Source organism: Ensifer sp. BR816, assembly GCF_000378985.1.
Classification (GTDB): Bacteria; Pseudomonadota; Alphaproteobacteria; order Rhizobiales; family Rhizobiaceae; genus Sinorhizobium.
Genome location: NZ_KB905370.1, coordinates 6,056,110 through 6,069,956 on the forward strand (window position 1 = coordinate 6,056,110; position 13,847 = coordinate 6,069,956).

General features: G+C 61.1%; 18 protein-coding genes. 9 read left to right on the forward strand and 9 right to left on the reverse strand.

The window, feature by feature from the left end; translation table 11 throughout:
- Positions 1–372: 372 nt before the first annotated feature.
- Entirely contained in the window at positions 373–2,427 is a 2,055-nt protein-coding gene (locus RHIBR816_RS37275; RefSeq protein ID WP_018240140.1) for a phage portal protein, read from the reverse strand.
- Positions 2,427–3,854, reverse strand: coding sequence for a terminase large subunit domain-containing protein (locus RHIBR816_RS0129265; RefSeq protein ID WP_018240141.1), 1,428 nt, complete (start codon positions 3,852–3,854; stop codon positions 2,427–2,429). The genes RHIBR816_RS37275 and RHIBR816_RS0129265 overlap by 1 nt, the downstream gene beginning before the upstream one ends.
- A gap of 158 nt (positions 3,855–4,012) precedes the next feature.
- Here RHIBR816_RS0129265 and RHIBR816_RS0129270 point away from each other — a divergent pair, with 158 nt between their 5' ends.
- Entirely contained in the window at positions 4,013–4,354 is a 342-nt protein-coding gene (locus RHIBR816_RS0129270) for a GFA family protein (RefSeq protein WP_018240142.1), read from the forward strand.
- A 39-nt stretch (positions 4,355–4,393) separates the two neighbouring features.
- Here RHIBR816_RS0129270 and RHIBR816_RS36570 read toward each other — a convergent pair whose 3' ends face one another.
- Positions 4,394–4,549, reverse strand: a complete 156-nt coding sequence (locus RHIBR816_RS36570) for a DUF3309 family protein (protein ID WP_034815854.1) — start codon at positions 4,547–4,549, stop codon at positions 4,394–4,396.
- Between the two features lie 341 nt (positions 4,550–4,890).
- Between RHIBR816_RS36570 and RHIBR816_RS0129280 the strand changes: the two genes are divergently transcribed.
- Positions 4,891–5,292 carry a hypothetical protein gene (locus tag RHIBR816_RS0129280; protein ID WP_018240144.1) on the forward strand — a complete coding sequence of 134 codons (402 nt, stop codon included), beginning with the start codon at positions 4,891–4,893 and terminating at the stop codon, positions 5,290–5,292.
- A gap of 83 nt (positions 5,293–5,375) precedes the next feature.
- On the opposite strand, the gene RHIBR816_RS0129285 is transcribed toward RHIBR816_RS0129280, so the two are convergent.
- A complete protein-coding gene (locus RHIBR816_RS0129285) occupies positions 5,376–5,750 on the reverse strand; it encodes a hypothetical protein (protein WP_018240145.1) in 375 nt (124 codons plus the stop codon).
- A gap of 172 nt (positions 5,751–5,922) precedes the next feature.
- On the opposite strand from RHIBR816_RS0129285, the gene RHIBR816_RS0129290 reads away from it, so the two are divergent.
- The 3 genes from RHIBR816_RS0129290 to RHIBR816_RS0129300 all read left to right on the forward strand — a co-directional run bounded on the left by RHIBR816_RS0129290 (position 5,923) and on the right by RHIBR816_RS0129300 (position 7,908).
- On the forward strand, positions 5,923–6,354 hold the full coding sequence (locus RHIBR816_RS0129290) for a hypothetical protein (protein ID WP_018240146.1): 432 nt from the start codon (positions 5,923–5,925) through the stop codon (positions 6,352–6,354).
- Between the two features lie 969 nt (positions 6,355–7,323).
- Positions 7,324–7,518, forward strand: coding sequence for a hypothetical protein (locus RHIBR816_RS0129295; protein ID WP_018240147.1), 195 nt, complete (start codon positions 7,324–7,326; stop codon positions 7,516–7,518).
- Between the two features lie 210 nt (positions 7,519–7,728).
- Positions 7,729–7,908: a hypothetical protein gene (locus tag RHIBR816_RS0129300; protein ID WP_018240148.1), complete on the forward strand. Its 180-nt coding sequence runs from the start codon at positions 7,729–7,731 to the stop codon at positions 7,906–7,908.
- Between the two features lie 27 nt (positions 7,909–7,935).
- Here the strand turns inward: RHIBR816_RS0129300 and RHIBR816_RS0129305 are convergent, their stop codons facing one another.
- The 4 genes from RHIBR816_RS0129305 to RHIBR816_RS39090 all read right to left on the reverse strand — a co-directional run bounded on the left by RHIBR816_RS0129305 (position 7,936) and on the right by RHIBR816_RS39090 (position 10,610).
- A complete protein-coding gene (locus tag RHIBR816_RS0129305) occupies positions 7,936–8,292 on the reverse strand; it encodes a BA14K family protein (RefSeq protein WP_245262679.1) in 357 nt (118 codons plus the stop codon).
- A 231-nt stretch (positions 8,293–8,523) separates the two neighbouring features.
- A complete protein-coding gene (locus RHIBR816_RS36575; RefSeq protein ID WP_018240149.1) occupies positions 8,524–9,012 on the reverse strand; it encodes a BA14K family protein in 489 nt (162 codons plus the stop codon).
- A gap of 344 nt (positions 9,013–9,356) precedes the next feature.
- A complete protein-coding gene (locus RHIBR816_RS0129320) occupies positions 9,357–9,977 on the reverse strand; it encodes a hypothetical protein (protein WP_018240150.1) in 621 nt (206 codons plus the stop codon).
- Positions 9,978–10,109: 132 nt separating this feature from the next.
- Entirely contained in the window at positions 10,110–10,610 is a 501-nt protein-coding gene (locus RHIBR816_RS39090; RefSeq protein ID WP_018240151.1) for a helix-turn-helix domain-containing protein, read from the reverse strand.
- A gap of 345 nt (positions 10,611–10,955) precedes the next feature.
- Between RHIBR816_RS39090 and RHIBR816_RS0129330 the strand changes: the two genes are divergently transcribed.
- The 4 genes from RHIBR816_RS0129330 (at position 10,956) to RHIBR816_RS0129345 (ending at position 12,995) form a co-directional block, all read left to right on the forward strand.
- On the forward strand, positions 10,956–11,645 hold the full coding sequence (locus tag RHIBR816_RS0129330; RefSeq protein WP_026187564.1) for a helix-turn-helix transcriptional regulator: 690 nt from the start codon (positions 10,956–10,958) through the stop codon (positions 11,643–11,645).
- A 221-nt stretch (positions 11,646–11,866) separates the two neighbouring features.
- On the forward strand, positions 11,867–12,193 hold the full coding sequence (locus RHIBR816_RS0129335) for a hypothetical protein (protein WP_018240153.1): 327 nt from the start codon (positions 11,867–11,869) through the stop codon (positions 12,191–12,193).
- Positions 12,190–12,456, forward strand: a complete 267-nt coding sequence (locus RHIBR816_RS0129340; RefSeq protein WP_026187565.1) for a hypothetical protein — start codon at positions 12,190–12,192, stop codon at positions 12,454–12,456. Before RHIBR816_RS0129335 ends, RHIBR816_RS0129340 begins: the two co-directional genes overlap by 4 nt.
- 20 nt (positions 12,457–12,476) lie before the next feature.
- Positions 12,477–12,995 (forward strand): hypothetical protein, encoded by a 519-nt coding sequence (locus RHIBR816_RS0129345; protein WP_084811207.1) that lies wholly within the window; start codon positions 12,477–12,479, stop codon positions 12,993–12,995.
- Between the two features lie 34 nt (positions 12,996–13,029).
- Here the strand turns inward: RHIBR816_RS0129345 and RHIBR816_RS0129350 are convergent, their stop codons facing one another.
- Complete coding sequence (locus tag RHIBR816_RS0129350) at positions 13,030–13,815, reverse strand: pentapeptide repeat-containing protein (RefSeq protein ID WP_018240156.1); 786 nt, start codon at positions 13,813–13,815, stop codon at positions 13,030–13,032.
- Between the last annotated feature and the right edge of the window lie 32 nt (positions 13,816–13,847).

The following is a 13,847-nucleotide window of genomic DNA, read 5'->3' on the forward strand; positions in this document are numbered from 1 at the left end:
CCACGAAGGCAACCAGGCGCCTCCAGTCAATCTTGTTAGCGCGACTCGAGGGAAACCTTCGCGCCTATCGTCGTAACGCCTACATCCGGCGTGCCGTCAGTTGCCCAACAGGAGCACGGCTCACCGGCGGGACCGGTGCCATAGGGGCAGACTTGGGCCGGTGTCGAGCATTGTCGGGGATCCGGCTTGGCTGCCGTTTTGATTGCCGGTGCTTGGACTTTGACCGACGCGCGTGCGCCCGCCGCTGGCATAGTCGATTCGCTGCAAGACGAAAGGATGAGCGGAAACGCAGCAAAGAACAAGCAAAGGTAGCGAACGTTTTTCATGCGGTAGCCATATTCTGAGGCGCGGCAGGTTTCAACCCCCAACTTCTCATCCCGATAGTCCTCCGATATGAACCGCCGTTACCGGCTCGCCGCTCACTGCCTCCGCCATGCTCTGCTGGCGTTTTAGGTTCAGTTCGGCGTCGATCTGGTATCGCTTCAAGGCGCCCTTCTGCTGGATTTCGGCAAGCTTCAGCTCGCGCTCGATCTCCAGTCTCCGCCGGTCGGTTTCCGCGGAAAGCCGCGCCTTCTCGGCGTCCGCCTGCGCCCGCATCTTGAGCTTCTGCATTTCCGGGTTCGGCTGGTTCGCACTCGCCTGCATCCGCCGCTGGATCTCCTCCGGCGAAGGCTTGGTGAAGTAGAGGTCGGGGGATTTCAGCCCCGCCGCCTCCACCGATTTGGCGATGCCGTTGTAGAGGTTGTCCGGCGAGACATAAGGGTTGTCCGGTCCCAGGGTCATCAGCAGCTTCTCCTGCAGCTGCTGGATCATCTGGATCATCATCATGTCGCGTTCGCGCGTGCCGGCGCCGAGCCCGGTATTCACCGTCGCGTCCATCTCGGCATTCCAGTGGCGCGGGTCGAAGCTCACCCACTGGCCGCGCAGCCGCACGGCGCGCGGCCGGTCCTGGTGCTTGATGACGAGGCGAAGCAGGCCCTTGAACACCCGCCTGAGCCCTTGCGCGAAGGTGCGCACCATTAGCTCCGTCTGGCCGATCCCCGCCTGCTCGATCAGCGCCGTCGCCCGCGCCGTCATGTTCTGAAGCGCGTCCGGCGCCAGCCCGCTCGAGGCGTCGGAAATACCGGTGCGGTCGGTCGCCTCCTGGTCGAGATAGGAGAGCATCGCGAAGGATTCCTTCGCGACGAAGGGCACCATCGTGTAGCCGAGTGCGGCGCGCGCATCGATGCCCTGGCTGACGCGGATCGGTTGGCCGAATTTCGGGTTGAGCACGCTTTCCGGATTGGCGATCGCGCCTTCCTGGACAATCGGCTGCTGGTTGTTCTGCCAGTAGAGATTGTCGAGCGTCTGGCGCATCAGCACGGTTTTCACCCGCTGGATTTCCGCGAGATCGTCGGTGACCGAGCCGCCCTCGCGCTGATGCGGGCGCCGCTCGACGATCAGGTCGGCAAAGGGCACCTCGTCCCACTCGTCGTTGGAGATGAGGTGCTCCTCGCCCGTGCCGCCGGCGAGCACGATGCGGCGGAGCTCCGCGATCCCGTCGTCGTCGGCATCCACCTTCACGTAGAGCTCGTAATAGTCCACCTCCTCAAGCGCCTTCGGCACCGCGTCCTTCGCCTCGAAGGCACCGCGTCGGCGGGTGAATTCCTCGTCGTCGCGGCCGCTGTCGCCGGTTGAAGCCGGCAGGCTCTCGATGAGATCCCGGTCGTGACCCATCGCGATCAGGTCGGTGCGGCGCATGCGCGTGGCAATGCCGGTGATCGAACTATCCTCGATCGAGATCGCATCCGGATGGATCAGGAATTCTTCCAAAGGCACCGCCGCCAGCCGCGGCGTGCCCTGCTCGATGCGGCGGCGGATCTTCACACTATAAAGCGGCTGCTCGACCGGACCCTGTAGCGTTTCCAGCGTTTCGACCGTCTGCGACTGCTCGAGCACCTCCACCGCGTCGTCGCCGACAAGCTGGATCAGCGCCGCCTCGTCAAGCCCCGTATGCGTCGAGACCTGAACGGTGGCCTCCTTCTCGTACCACCAGCGGATCACACCGTTCCTGAGCTTCAGCGCGTCGTGCGCCGCGTCCTGCACCGCGTCGTAGCCGTCGCTTTCGGGAAAGACGACATAGTTGATGTAGTCGGTCGCCTGCTCCGCCGCCGCCTCGTCGCCCTCGTTGACCGGCGCGTATTCCACCACCTTGTCATTGCCGAGAATGGTGCGGATCAGCGAAGGCAGCACCTTCTTGATTGCGGAGCGCACGTCGCGCGAGACGACCTTCGAGCGGTTGGCGTCCGCCGGCACGTCCTTCATCGTGCCGTCGTAATATTCCATCGCCTTGATGCGATCGACCGCCAGCTCGTCGCGATAGTTTTCGCAGTCCTTCACCAGCTCGCTCACAAGGGCGCACAGGCGTTCATCGGTCATTACGGCCATCAGAGAACCTTTCGGGCGGTAAAATTCCAGTTTGTGTTGCCGTTGTTCGCGCGCGCATGGCGCTTCATCATCAGTGCGTAGCGCGAGGCAGAGATCAGGTCGTCGCGTTCCTTGACGATCCGGCCGTCCTTGCGGTGATAGAGTCGGAACTCCTCGAACCATTCCGCGCAGGTGGAAAACACCTTCCAGCGCCCGGTCTGCATCCGCTGCAGCATGTCCGAAAGCCCCGCCTCGACGCCATTGGTGCCGTCGTCGAAGGTCGCCCGTTCGGGAAGAAGCGTGAGCCCCTGCGCACGGTATTGCGCGGCAAGCTGGTCGCCGCTTCCCTTGTCATGCTGCAGTCCGTCATGCGGCCACGCGAAGGGCAGCCACGCGCCCCAGGGCTTCAGTGCCGCCGCATGGATGATCGGCGTCGCCTCGCGCTCCCGATAGATCCGCGTCACATAGAAGACGTCGGCGTCCCGGTCCCAGGCGCAGCCGGTCGCCGCAAACGGGTGATCCCAGCCGAAGTCAAGTCCGCCGATCTGCACCCAGTGCCGGGGGAGTTCGAAGGGCTCGACGCAGATCGCCTCCTCCAGGACCGGGAAGATGCGCCCCGAGCCCAGCGCCGGCACGCCCTTGGTGCGGGCCTCCCGCTCATGCGCGGGGTAGCTATCGATGATCCGTTGTCGCTCCTCGGCCGTGTAGTGCTCCGCATCGTCGATCGTCATGGTGATCACCGCGCGATCCGGCGATTTTTCCATGAGGTAGCGGGCGACCACGGAGCTCAGGCCTTTGAGCGGCGTAAAGGTCAGTGCAATCGAGCCGCCGGTGGCATTGGTACGGGTGATGCCCTCGAAATAGACATCCTCCGGTGGCTCCTCGTCGAACCAGACATAATCCACCGTATTCGCCTGCCACTTGCCGCGGCCCTGTTCGTAAGCCTTGAAAAGCAGTACCGAAGTGCCGCCGGAAGCATGCCGCACCGTCACGCTGTCAAGCGCGCCGGACGTGCCGGAGCGCCGCGCGGTGGTATTGATCGTCGCTTTTGGAATGAAACCGGTGCCCCACGCCTCGTCGTTGTGCGGCGGCCCAATAAGCAGCCGCTGCACGCCGTCGCGCGTCAACTCGTGCGACTCCGAGCCCGCAAGCATCACGATCGGCCTGTCGAACCGCCTGCCCTTCCACCAGGCGGGATAGCGGCCAGTCAGATGCATCGCCGCCTCCGCTGCACCGGCCAGAGTCTTGCCAAGCTGGTTGCCGGCCATGAACAGGCGTTCGCGATAGGCCGCGCCCGCCGCGTGGAAATCCCGCTGCTTCTGATAGGGGCGGTAGTCTGCAAGGATATTGGTTCGCCGCCGACGTTCGAGCTCCGCCAACAGCGTCACCTGCTCTTTCAGCACCGCCGACAGTTCGAACGCGCCGCCGGATGTGCCGGGTGAAGTCATCCGTGATGATGTCCTGATTTTCTGGAGAAAGTTGGAGCCCGCGCCGTTTGCCTCGGCAACCGCTCGGCCAAGCACGTCGTCGCTGGACTGCAATTGGATAAGCCTAATAATGACTACGCGCGAATAGCGCGTTCCGCGCCAGACAGGAGGGTGCAAGCATGATAGAAGGTCATTGCCATTGCAGGTCGGTTCGCATCACCGTGCCTGTCCGTCCGGAAACGCTTGGTGATTGCAATTGCTCGCTCTGCAGCAGGCTTGGCGGGCTCTGGGGCTATTACGCCCCGAGCGACGTTACGGTCAGCGATGAAGAAAAGCGCCTCGTCGGCTATGTCCAGGGCGACAAGACGCTTACCATGTTCCATTGCAGCATCTGCGGCTGCATCACCCACTGGTCGCCGATCGGTCGCAACGCGACGAAGATGGGCGTGAACCTGCGAATGTTCGATCGCTCGGTCTGGGAGGATATCCCGCATCGCCTCATCGATGGCGCGAGTTGGTGAAGCCGGCGGGTGCCTCCGATGAGAGGGCCCGCCGCAGCGTCATATCCTGCCCATCAACAACAGGATCAACAGCACGACGACGAGTACTCCGAGAAGCCCGGAAGGGCCATAACCCCAGCTGGCCGAGTGGGGCCAGGCCGGTACGGCGCCGATCAGGAGCAGGATCAAAATAACGAGAAGGACGGTTCCAAGCATATCGCGATCCTCCGCTGCACGATTCACTGCTTTGGCGACAGGATCATGCAGCAATTCAAGTTACTGCAGCGATTTCCTCGCGTCCGGAAAGACGACGACGCGCTGCAACGGTTCCACACCTTATCGAATGCCGGAAGGTCTCTATTGGTTCCCTTCAACGGGTCCCGCGTCTCCCACCCGAAATGCGCCAGCAAAGGCGGAAACACTTGAGCAAGCCCGCAGCCTCGTCCGAATTGTGCCGTCGGGAACAGCCAGGAGGCTCAAAAGGCATTCCTATCGTTTCGTTCTCAGAAATTTGAGAACATGCTAATGTTCTTCCGGTAACACAGGGGGAAATCCAAATGCCGCGTATTGCAAATCTTTATTTCAAGACAGCGATTATCTTTTTGATCCTAGGCATCTCGATCGGACTTCATATGTCGATCTCCGGCAACCATGCCGCCACCGGCGCACACGCACATGCAAACCTGCTCGGCTGGGTCACGATGGCGATCTTCGGCGGCTATCACGCGCTCAATCCGCAGAAGGCAGCAAGACGCCTGGCCATGGTCCAGTACGCCGTCTACACCTTCGGCGTCACCGTCTTGATCCCGTCACTCTATCTGATGCTGTCGGGAAATGCCGCGATGGAGCCAATCGTCGCCGCCTCCTCGCTGATCGCCTTCGCCGGCGTGCTTCTGTTCGCAGTCATTATCTTTTCGAGCAGCGAACAGGTCACGGCCGCCGCGTCTCCCGCGCGCTGAGCCCCAGGAAAGCCTAGCGCCGCGCGCAAACCGCGGCGCAGCGCCTAATCATTCCCTCCCGGTCTGAGCGCGGAAGCGAAGCCTTACCGGTCTGCTTTGACCAGTCGCTTTGGTCGGCGCGTTCGGGCTTTCCCCTCGATCAACGGCCGGATGACAGTATCCAGTGCGCGAATCCGCTCGATAAGCTGCTCGTCCGAAAGCCCATCCATGGCATTCGCGGTTGCGCTCAGATCCTTGGGCGTGATCGCAGCAACGAGCTTCAGGTACGTCTCCGGCTTCTCCTCGCGAATGCGGGCGATCACGCCGGCGCCATGCGCAGCGAAATCCGCCTGCACAGCATCGAGGAATGCACCCCCGAGCCGGCCACGTCCGTTAGCAGGCTGTTTTGAAGCCAGCCCCTCCGCGACCGCCAAGTCGTAAGCGGTTTCTGTAGACGGCTCGATTTCATGATCCACCATTGCGGCCCCCGCTTGCCTTCTTCACCGTCCGCGGCGCCAAAACGCTGGCGCCTAGAGTGCGTGTAATTCGGCAGATCGCCACCCATAATTGTGCCAGAATCGCGACTCAAATTGAACGGCAAATGACCCGCACACGCTCTTCAACCGAGCCTTTCGACGTCGACAGGTAAACATGCGCCAAATCTTTGCAGCCGCCATTTTCATCGCCGCTTCGACCGCCTGCGCCTTCGCGGGTCAATCCGGCAATCCACGCTATTTCGTCAAGGCCTGGCTGCAAAAGGCGGACAGAACCTTTGAGCACACGACCAGTTGGTGCGATGACAAATATCGCTGTTTCATTCCGATCGCCGAGCACATGATCGAGTTGCGTGACCTGTCGGATCCCAGCTATTCGCTCAGCTTTCGCTTCGATCCCTCGGAGGACGGGCCCTGCTGCGTCTTCCGCAACGGCTTCTCCGACGTGCGTCTTGAGAGAGGATACCCTCGCGTTGCCCCTCTTTACTACCGACCCGAGATATGGGGCGGCAAAGGCGTAACCCCCTTCGGCAAGTTGGTCATCGTGGTTGAGGATCTGTGTAAGCCCGGACCGGGCGCATGCAGGTAAAGACCAGTTAGTGTCCCAAAAGAGATGTATCGGCGTTCGTCTGTCAATGCGACTTCAACATGTTGGAGCCGCGGCGCGACCACACATGTACCCCACCAGGGCCGGCGTCTGAGTCCGATGCGCTATTCACTCTACCCCAAGAACCACGCAGTCTGTCCGGCCGGCGATGCTGCCATAGCTCGCGTGCAGCATGCATCGAACGAGCCACGTCGTGTTGCTCCGAACCGCCAGGCGGATTCGGGGGTCGACGTGGAGGCGCACCGCCGGCCGTATACGGCGCCGCGGCGTCTAGACTAGAGACGCGCCGGTCACCGAAGCACTGATCGAAGAAACTGCGCAGGGGGTGGACTGCTGCCCATTGCCGGGTCGAAGTGCCGGCACCTGTTGGCGATTGAGGATAAAATTCCTATCGCTGATTTATGGAATAACCCGGCGGCGTCGATCGCGCAAGTGCCGGAACAGCGGAAAGACACCCCTTCGCCTCTTAGCCACAGAAAATGTGCGGGGACCCGGCGCGACCACGGTCTCGAACCGTTCGTTGCCTTCTTAGGCACGTCCCGACGATGGTGCACGGAAAACCTGGCATTAAGTACTATTATACAAACGTATATTACAAACTACTTGCATAATACTTTGGGCTCTGTTTCAATCCTCCTAGTGCTGATGCACAAGGGCTGGGCCTAGGTCTTTAGAAGAACGCTTCAAATTGCATGCCGCCATCAAACGCTCCGGCTTCGCACCATTTGGGGATACCGGACCAATGCTCGCTGAGGACGAGCCGTACTATCATTTGAGTGCCGAGCTGTCAGCGCCACGCGTGAAAACTGACGGCCTTATTTAAGCAGACTGACAATAAGCGGTGCGATCCGCAGCCATTTTAGAACCTAACCATATTGCCCGCGTCCCGGCCGCGCCGGGAACCAGCAAGGCCCCCAATGCATTGCCTTCGCGGGAGAAGGAGTCATTCACATGCGGAACCATTGGATCTATGTCGCGGTCGGATTTATCGCCGGCGCTGCATTGTTTCTCTCCACGACCTGGCAGCGCACGCCGCCAGCCGAACAACTCACTCTGAAGCTTGAAAAGACCAGCCGCCTGCAAGCCCCCGCCATCCAGACGTCTTTCGTTATGGAGCGCTTCGGCCCGGCCAGGACAATAGAATAGCAACCACGACATCTCGCTCGACCTCTCGCCCTTGCCTTTCGACAACGGATGCGCAAGGTACTCGCGCCGAGCCACCTGGCCGGCACTATGGCGCCGTGCGTGTCTTCTTCGGACGCACACGGTCGCTGTAGCACTTTGATTCCCTGCCTGTTTTATTCTTGAATCGACCCGATTGAAGGAAACGCGCAGTAGACGCGAGGGAGCGCTGCCTTGAGTTCTGACAAGAAGCCCGCTGCGACGATCAGGGTCGAGAAGCGAATGAACGGCCGTTGGGCCTACGTGCTTGCCTATCGCGGGGTGACCTATCCCGCCCAGGGTGAGTTTGGTAGCCAGCTTCAGGCGCAAGCTGCAGCCCACGCCGCGAAGAAACTGCTCGAGAGACAGGGCTGAGGCACAGCCGGGCTCCTGCTGCGCACCTCAGTCGTAGGGCGAATTGCACTGGCGGCGCCGGCCGTTGAACGGCTGAAAGCTGTTGTCGTCCGGACGGTAAGAAGCGTAGCGCTCGATACACCAGCGCAGATGGGCGTTCAAGTCGAGGCGGATCTCGCGGCGTGGTCGAATGCGTGTCCCGGCTGCCCCGGGCAGAGGCCCGCCCACCGTGGCCCCTGGGCCAATGCCGATGTCGGGCCTTTGTGCTTGATAGCGCGTGCCATAGCTTGGATAGCGCGGCAGCACGAAGTCCCTGTATTGTCGCTCGACGAAGAGTTCGTGCTTGGAGGGCCCACCGCAAACGCCGATACATGTCTGAGCAGCCGTCGGCGGAGCACCTGCCACGGCACTCACAAATGCCAAAGCGATAATTGATGGTGTTTTCACTATCGCCGACTTCTCTCGTAAAGCCCTGTCATGTGCCTCAGAGGCGCTGCGCCGGAGCACGCACCCCCGACACGCATTCTAGCAGAATGTTCCCGGCATTGTGTCCATTTCCGTTCAGCGGCGCCAACAGACCTGTCCTGCCCGCCTCTCGGGCGGACAGCGACAGTCAGGGGAAACTCGGTCATACGCTCACAGATAGGGTGAAACGCAGATCCGGCGCGGACCATAATAGGGCTGGAACGTGTTGTCGTAGGCCCGATAAGACCGATAGCGCGAATAGCACCAACGGGTGTGGGGATCGCTGCCTGCATATCGTGGCGCTGAATAGTATCGCGGCTGCGCGAGCAGTCCGCCTATGATTGCTCCGGCAGCAAGACCGCCGAACACCGCGCCGATATCGTCGTCGTCATCATCATAGTGTCGGTAGTGATGGCGCCGGTACCCGTTCCGATAGTAGCGGTTGCTATAATGTCCGCGCCGATAATCGCGCCCGCGAAAACAAGGATATCGGCACCGGCCGCCTTTGAATTCTTCACCCCGCTCGTAGGAAAACTGCACCCGCTGAACATCGGCAGCTTCTGACTTTATCGTCGGCATGATGGGAAACGCCCCTGCGGGCGGTGGAACGCTGCTCATCGCCGTCGCCAGCGACAGGGCAATGACTGCTAGCCTCTTCATCGCCTTCACCTTTCATAGGATCTTTCATCCCTTCGTAAGAGAGAATGGCTGAATTCCGCTTTTGTGCCGGTGCGTAGAGAACAATCACGAAGTGTTGATCGCTCCGATCGCCGTTGACGGATGCCGGCCGCCGCAACCAGGCAGAATGGCATTGGAAATGCCTGCAGACGGAGAAATCCGTGCAGGGCCAGTATCGCCTCGAACGCGTTGCCTCCGGCCGCGTCCCCGGACTCACGCCGCCGATCGCGACGCTCCCGCATTTCCGCAAAAGTCGGCCTTCGCGGCACCGAAAAGTCGTCACAAAGTCTTTCGCTGCTGGCCCCGCGCATGATAGGATATTATTCCTATTTCGAAACAAACGAATACGCTCCCTCCCCGTGTTCGCGCAAGCCCTTTTCGAAGACGAGGGCATTCAATCCCCGCTTTAGCCACAGCAATTGTGCCTCCGGCATCATGCGCAGGCCTTCATAGTCCATCACGCAGACATTGAAGACGGTCGTCTTGACCTGCCGCCCCTCGTCGCACCCGAGCAACACGCCTTCGAGCCGCATCATTCTATCTGTGGCCCGCTTGATCTGACGATGGCGCTCCTCGTTCGTTTCGGGGGCATGTCCCTGCACCCGATCGATCGCTTGGGCGCGGACGCTTGGAAAAGGGATGCCGGTCAGGTGATAGTATCGCGCCATCGCCCTCGCATAGTCATCGCCCGCCTCCCGCTGCGCTTCCGTGATCCGCCCGTCGAGGAACAGGCGTCCCAGCGTGTAGCCGGCAAAGCTGCTGCTCGTTTCGAGCCCGTGCATGCGCTTCCGCGCCGCAAGCGCCACCGCCATTGCCTCCTTCTCGCTCTCCCGCTTTGACCAGTCGGGCTTGATCTTGCCGCAGGCGAAGCGTTCGGCGTCGGCTTTGCGCGGACGCCCAAGTTGCGCCTTGCGCTTTGCGCGAAGTTTCTGAGCCTTGCTCATCATGTGTTTTTCCTTTCGATATCGGAACGAGAAAAATGGGCAGCCGATTTCTGTCCTCGCGGACGGCCTCGGCACGGGCCGGCGGCGTGTCAGCCTGGGATATGGGAAATCGAAACTCTGTTAAGGGGACACGGACTAGGGAGCCGAGCCTTTCACCGCCGCGAGTACCGTCGTATGATCGCGATGAAAGATGCGGCCGATCCGCGGCAGCGACAAATCCTTGCGTTTCTCATACACCGCGCGCATGCAGGCGTGCCGGGGCTTCACCAGCCGGCGATCGCGCCGCACGCTGATAATGTCCGCCCATGTCACCCCTGGGAAATCCACAAGGACGGCGGCAACGATCGCCTCGATCGACGATCGCTCGTCATTCGCTTCGGCGTCGCTGTCATCCGCAAGCGTGCCGGAAAGCAGCATTTGAGCCTGCGCAAGCAGTCGTGCTTCCGCGTCGGCCAAATCCTCCTCCAATGCAGCGATTCGCCGTGTTTTTGCGGCATTCTCCGTGGCGAGTTCAACCACCTGCGTTTCGAGTTCGGCTATCGCAGCCGATCGGCTGGGCACTCCCGTAGCGCCAACCAGTCGCTCGCGCACCGCGAGATAATGCCGGTGTTGCCTTGCGAGTTGCGAGTTCGTCATGCGTTTCCTCCTCTAATGCATTTCGCCCAAAAATGTGCAGCGGTTTTGGGATAACGACATGCACAAAAACAAAGACCTAAAGCGCGCCGCGTGAAGTCGCTTGAACGCGGCGCGCTTTAGCGTCCCGACCACCCGCAGGCGGCAAATGCTGCGCTCGAAGGTCGGTCGCTCCGGGACGCCCCACGATGCTCGATGGCGCGCTGGGCAATCGCGTCCTCCCCCTCGGAGATCGGATATGGGTTGTTCATAGGCGCTCGGCTCCTTTGTCTGGCAAACACTCAATGACATCATACATGTTGCCATGTCAACATGATTTGTGTTATTCATGTTGCTATGTCCCATGTCATGAATGAAAAAGCTGAACGACTGCGGCAGGCGCGCATCAAGGCGGGCTACCGCTTTGCCTCCGATGCGGCGAACGCCCTTGGCATCGTCGCTTCGACCTATCGCGCCCATGAGAACGGCCAAAACGAATTTGAGTTTGCCGAGGCCAAGATGTACGCGCGCAAGTTCAACGTCGATCCCGTTTGGCTCATGGGTGACGCAGCGGGCGCAGGGATCGGCGCTCCGATCCCGCCCCCCGAATCGGGAGTGGTCGACCCGCCGAACGCTGGCCCTCCCACCAAAGTGGTCGGACAGGGCAAGAAAATACCTGTCTTCGGCCAGGCCGTCGGCGGTGTAGATGGTGAGTTTTTGATGAATGGTACCGTGTTGTACGAAGTCCTGGCCCCGCCCATTCTCTCGGAAATTACTGGCGCTTATGCTGTCTCAGTATCTGGGGACTCCATGTATCCGCGATACGAGGACGGCGAAGTATGCTTCGTCGACCCCGAACGCCGCGTCAGGAAGGGCGACTATGTGATCGCCCAGATCCGCTTGGAAGAGGGCGGCGCCCTGCTCGCCTACGTGAAGAAATTCGTCCGGCATAACAGTTCCGAACTGGTGCTCGAGCAGTTCAATCCGCAGAAAGAACTGCGCTTCGAAGCCCGCACCGTCCATTCAGTCCACTATATCGCACTCGCCGGCAACGCCTGACGTTTTCGCCTGATCCGCACCTAGGCGCTCTCCGCAGGTCCGGGCAGGGTCTGACCAGCCATGTTCACTCAAAGCCTGGGCGCTGAAGCTCGCGCGGAGACGTCACAAACAACATTAATCGTGTTGACATTATCAGTGTTGTGAAAGATGTTGTCTTCAGATGAACGACACATTGCAGCCGCAGCGCGATCGCTGCTGGCGGAGACGACGAGGAGCGACAGATGTCCATGCCACGCATACGATCCAACCTCCACGGCCACGTGGAAGAACTCTTCTCCGCCGACCTCCTCCGGTCGAGCGACGCCGAAAATCAGGCGGCACTCAAGACATTTCTCTCCTCCACCTATTCCAGCCTCGCCTCTCTCGCCTGGCATCTTGGCGCGGACGGAGATGTCTTTCAGCGCGAAGCCGTCCCCGCGTCAGGAATCACCGACGACGCATTCTTCGAGTTGACGCGCGAGCACCAGTTCCCGCCCGCGCGAGCCGATCGGACGCAAAGTTCCCATGGAACGCACAATCATCGTCAACAGTTCGGCGGATCCCTGTGATGCGGGCCGAGACCTACGCCGTGGTCAATCTCGCCGCCTTGAACCTCATCGAGGCGGTGACCGCCGCCTATTACCTCACCGAGGAGGACGCTGCGGCCCGTCACGAATTCCGCGCCCGTGAAATGCTGAAGAAGGTCGCCACCGCATTGGGGTGCGAGGTGGCTGCGATCGTCCCCGCCGGGAGATCCGCAGACGATCTGAAGCGAACCCCTCAGTCGGCCTATCCTGGCTTGAGGCTCGTGCCCGACGGCCGCATGGAATGAAGACTGGAATATAGTGGTGCATGTCCAATAGCGCTCGAGCCAACATGACCGGCGACGTCTCGGAAAGGTCCTACGAACCGCTGGCCTTGGCCGATCTGAGAATGATCGCCGCGGTGGCCATGCAAAATCTCGCGGCTATTTTTGATCGCGCAAAGGTAGCCGGCCTCTACCGCGACCGCCTGCTGCTATTGGCCCTGGCGCAGGGAAGCGCACTCCACTACGTCGACGGCGCGAACGGCATTAAGGACTTCGACGTTTGGGCATTCTTCAAGGCCGGTCCCGAAAAGCCATTCCCGCATCGGAAACGCTGGTGCGCCGACATCGGTCCGTCGCGGTTCGGCAGGCATCCCGACGATGCCGGCTATTCCGGTCGTCGCCTCGATCTCATGGGTCGATCGATCGAAGTGGCCCGCGGCGAAAGTGCCGAGGATGCCGTGCGACGGTGGCTGGCCTCGAGCGCAAGATCGGCCGTCGCTCTTCGGCAGAAGCCGGTATTCTGCCTGTTCCCCCGGAGTTCCTTCGGCAAGCGGATCAACTGATCCTGCTTGCGTCTTCCCGGTGCATCAGCCACCGTTAGTCGTCATCGGGGGGGCAAGGCCACTTGGAGGGCGCAGTAAGGCCGACCGGAAGCTTGGTTGCAGCGTCGCCGCAAGCGAGATCGATTTGATCCTGGGTGAGCCCCGTCGCGGCCGAAAGGTCGAGCCCCTCTATCCTGGTCAGGAACAGAAAGGCGCGGTCGAAGTCGATCGGCCCCTCGAAAAGGGCGCCGCTCAAGACAGCGCGAGAGAGATTGGCCACGGAAAAGCGCGTTCCAGTCAAAACGGCCCTATCGAAATTGGCCCGGCCGAGTTCGGCTTTCTCGAAGTCGGCGCCCGTCAGCCGGGCTCCCGCGAAATCGGCGCGCTGCAGCTCGGAGCTGACAAACAACGCACCCTCGGCGGAAATGCCGGAGAAGTCGCCACGATAGGCTTCGACCCGGGAGAAGTTCGCTTTATCGGCCCTGGCACCGGCGAGCGAGGCACGCACCAGTGTCGACTTCTCCAGGTTTGTCGCCGTTAGGTCCGAGCCGTTCAGGTCGGTGGAGGCAAAATCCGTATCGACCAGGTTGCTACCTTTCAGGTCACTACCCCCGAGCATCAGTTGCCGCTTATTGCAATTCTGCCAGTCCGTCCCCGGTCCCGGCAGGCTCTTGCAATCCGCAGCCGCCGCGCCGGAGGTAAAACCAGATGCGGCGACGGCGACCAGGAACGCCACAATGCGGCCGCGCCGTTTGACAGCCTCGCCCGGGGTGTCCAGATGCTTGGCCGATATCGTTGCCCGCAAACCCATGTCCGTCCGCCCCTCGAAAGGAATGTCCATTCTATTGCCCAATTTCCCCAGACGGAAGCTGC

Bases quoted from the DNA above. Each gene is read 5' to 3' on its own strand.
- RHIBR816_RS39090 (WP_018240151.1), bottom strand. From the start codon at position 10,610: ATGACGAACTCGCAACTCGCAAGGCAACACCGGCATTATCTCGCGGTG.
- RHIBR816_RS0129320 (WP_018240150.1), bottom strand. From the start codon at position 9,977: ATGATGAGCAAGGCTCAGAAACTTCGCGCAAAGCGCAAGGCGCAACTT.
- RHIBR816_RS36575 (WP_018240149.1), bottom strand. From the start codon at position 9,012: ATGAAGAGGCTAGCAGTCATTGCCCTGTCGCTGGCGACGGCGATGAGC.
- RHIBR816_RS0129265 (WP_018240141.1), bottom strand. From the start codon at position 3,854: ATGACTTCACCCGGCACATCCGGCGGCGCGTTCGAACTGTCGGCGGTG.
- RHIBR816_RS0129285 (WP_018240145.1), bottom strand. From the start codon at position 5,750: ATGGTGGATCATGAAATCGAGCCGTCTACAGAAACCGCTTACGACTTG.
- RHIBR816_RS0129330 (WP_026187564.1), top strand. From the start codon at position 10,956: ATGAATGAAAAAGCTGAACGACTGCGGCAGGCGCGCATCAAGGCGGGC.
- RHIBR816_RS0129270 (WP_018240142.1), top strand. From the start codon at position 4,013: ATGATAGAAGGTCATTGCCATTGCAGGTCGGTTCGCATCACCGTGCCT.
- RHIBR816_RS36570 (WP_034815854.1), bottom strand. From the start codon at position 4,549: ATGCTTGGAACCGTCCTTCTCGTTATTTTGATCCTGCTCCTGATCGGC.
- RHIBR816_RS0129335 (WP_018240153.1), top strand. From the start codon at position 11,867: ATGTCCATGCCACGCATACGATCCAACCTCCACGGCCACGTGGAAGAA.
- RHIBR816_RS0129345 (WP_084811207.1), top strand. From the start codon at position 12,477: ATGTCCAATAGCGCTCGAGCCAACATGACCGGCGACGTCTCGGAAAGG.
- RHIBR816_RS0129350 (WP_018240156.1), bottom strand. From the start codon at position 13,815: ATGGACATTCCTTTCGAGGGGCGGACGGACATGGGTTTGCGGGCAACG.
- RHIBR816_RS0129280 (WP_018240144.1), top strand. From the start codon at position 4,891: ATGCCGCGTATTGCAAATCTTTATTTCAAGACAGCGATTATCTTTTTG.
- RHIBR816_RS0129290 (WP_018240146.1), top strand. From the start codon at position 5,923: ATGCGCCAAATCTTTGCAGCCGCCATTTTCATCGCCGCTTCGACCGCC.
- RHIBR816_RS37275 (WP_018240140.1), bottom strand. From the start codon at position 2,427: ATGGCCGTAATGACCGATGAACGCCTGTGCGCCCTTGTGAGCGAGCTG.
- RHIBR816_RS0129295 (WP_018240147.1), top strand. From the start codon at position 7,324: ATGCGGAACCATTGGATCTATGTCGCGGTCGGATTTATCGCCGGCGCT.